Genomic DNA, 891 nt, shown 5'->3' with positions numbered 1-891 from the left:
GACCAAGGCTGGCGCCTGCCAGCGCGCCAAGGCCGGCGCCGGCCGCCGTGTTGGAAATCTTCTGGTCGCCGGTATACGGATCGGTGGTGGTGCAGGCGCTCACCAGCACAGCCGTCGCCACGACGACGAGCACGGTCTTCTTCATGAGATTGGTCCCTCTCCAGTTCGCGGCCCTTGCGACCGCGCCAAATCAGCCCTTCCGCAGCCTTGTAGCATGAAATGCGGCGAAAAACGGAACGGGAATGCGGCCGCAAAACCCGCTAGCCGTTCCCGCTTCGCCTCTACCACAGATTCTTGCCGTCGATGACCACCACCTCGACCTTGTCCAGGTCGAAATCGCCGAACAGGCGCGAATTGACGCTGATCTTCGGGTTGTCGAAATCCGGCTTCCCGGTCGACCAGTCAGGCGTCTCAGTGAAGGTGCCGCAACCGCAAATGGCGCAGAAACCATGCTTCACGGTCTTCGAGCCCCAGCGATAGAAGGAGACGTTCTCCGGCGGGCTCGTGAGCTTGAATTGCGACGGGACATAGTAGGCCCACAGCGACCCGCGCTTCGAGCAGAACGAGCATGTGCATTGCGTCACCGTCTGCGGCGCCTCGGCAACCTCGAAGGTTGTCGCCTTGCAATGGCAGCTGCCTTTGATGGTCATGAACTCACCTCTCCGTTGTCCGCCGCCCGCATTGCACGCAATTCCGAACGGAAAACCGCTTCGCACTTTTCCTGGGAATTGCTTCGTGGCAAGGCAACATAAAGAAGCCGTCCTGACAACTGTCTGGCAGCAGCTTCAGCAGAGATGTTGGCGTGCTCGAAGGCTAGTAAGAGGGCGGCGGGACGAACAGGCAGATGGTCTTGCCGGCGTCGAGCCCAGCCTGATGCGCGCACCAGTGATA

At 60.8% G+C, this 891-nt stretch carries 2 protein-coding genes and 1 pseudogene; all 3 read right to left on the bottom strand.

Translation table 11 applies throughout. The annotated features are described in order from the left end of the window. Positions 1-145, bottom strand: a pseudogene (locus EOA24_RS43710) (cell envelope biogenesis protein OmpA); the annotation flags it as partial. Positions 146-281: 136 nt separating this feature from the next. Continuing rightward, positions 282-650, bottom strand: coding sequence for a GFA family protein (locus tag EOA24_RS39665; RefSeq protein WP_127410912.1), 369 nt, complete (start codon positions 648-650; stop codon positions 282-284). Continuing rightward, on the bottom strand, positions 647-891 hold a 245-nt coding region (locus EOA24_RS42640), incomplete at its 5' end, for a hypothetical protein (RefSeq protein WP_210213657.1). The genes EOA24_RS39665 and EOA24_RS42640, both read right to left, overlap by 4 nt.

This window comes from Mesorhizobium sp. M2A.F.Ca.ET.039.01.1.1 (genome assembly GCF_003998035.1).
Lineage (GTDB): Bacteria > Pseudomonadota > Alphaproteobacteria > Rhizobiales > Rhizobiaceae > Mesorhizobium.
The sequence above is the reverse complement of the archived record's forward strand: the minus strand, read 5'-3'. Positions and strand labels throughout refer to the sequence as shown.